A 1,447-nucleotide genomic window follows, 5' to 3' on the forward strand; every position below is an offset into this window, starting at 1 on the left:
CACCACTGATTTGCCAGTCGGTGAAACCGTGTCGATCACGGTAACCGATGCCAATGGCGACGCTCAAACCTTCACCGCCACTGTTCAGCCTGATGGCTCGTTCAGTGCCAATGTCCCAGCCGATATGGCCGACGGTGCTTATACCGTTGAAGCCACTGCCACTGACGCCGCGGGTAACGCGACAACGGCTACGGACAACAATGGTGAAATCGATACGGCTGCACCAACCATCACCTTGGACGCGCAGACAACAGGTAACGATGCAACGCCGACGGTTTCTGGAAGCACAGATCTGCCAGTAGGTGAAACCGTGTCGATCACGGTGACCGACGCTAACGGCGATGCACAAACCTTCACCGCGACTGTTCAGCCTGACGGTTCGTTCAGCGCAGACGTACCAGCGGACATGGCCGACGGTGCTTACACCGTTGAAGCCACTGCCACCGATGCCGCGGGCAATGCCACGACGGCCACAGACAACAATGGTGAAATCGATACCGCTGCACCAGTCATCACCCTTGATCCACACTCGCTGGGTAATGACGCGACGCCAACAGTATCAGGCACCACGGATTTACCTGCTGGTGAAACTGTGTCGATCACGGTGACCGACGCTAACGGCGATGCCCAAACCTTCACGGCAACCGTACAGCCTGACGGTTCATTCAGTGCAGATGTGCCAGCAGACTTAGCCGACGGTGCTTACACGGTAGAAGCCACTGCAACAGACGCAGCGGGTAACTCGACGACAGCTAGCGACAATAACGGTGAAATAGATACGACACCACCGCTGCTAATCATTGATCCTGTAGGCGATACAAACGACAACTCGCCCACCATTTCAGGCAGTGCAGATGTGGGTATTGGCACCATTATTATCATTACGGTGACCGACTCCAATGGTGTTGAATACAATCTTTCGGCGATTGTTCAAGCCGATGGTTCCTGGAGCACAGATTTACCAGTCCTCCCTGATGGTTCAATCACAGTTGAAGCTCAGGTATTTGATGATGCAGGCAATATTGTTGATGTTAGCGTTGCGGGCACCATCGATACTGCTGACCCAGGTCTGACGTTAGATGCATTCGCTACAACGAATGAGCTTCGCCCCACTATTTCAGGTACCTCCGATGAAATTGGTGCGGTTATCGAAATCGTATTGCTCGATGGGCTTGGTGTACAACAAAACCTGACTGCAACTGTTCAACCTGACGGCACCTGGGCGGTTGTTGTACCAGCCGACCTGAATGAAGGCCTGCTAAACATTGATGTCTCCGTACTAGATGCCGCGGGCAACTTAGCCACGGTGAGCACGTCAGGTCTTATCGACCTCACGCTGCCTATCCTCAACGTGAATGCCATCACCGACCTCACCAGCGATACCCCGCTAATTTCGGGTACCTCCGATGAAATAGGCGCACTCATTACCATCGTTGTTACCGACGGT

The 1,447-nt window shown here is 53.8% G+C and carries 1 protein-coding gene; it reads left to right on the forward strand.

The features are described from left to right. Window positions 1-1,447, forward strand: a 1,447-nt coding sequence (locus ACXAFQ_RS20405; RefSeq protein ID WP_474825207.1) for an Ig-like domain-containing protein, incomplete at both ends; no start/stop codon positions are given.

It is taken from the genome of Alteromonas sp. ABH2_165 (assembly GCF_056159945.1).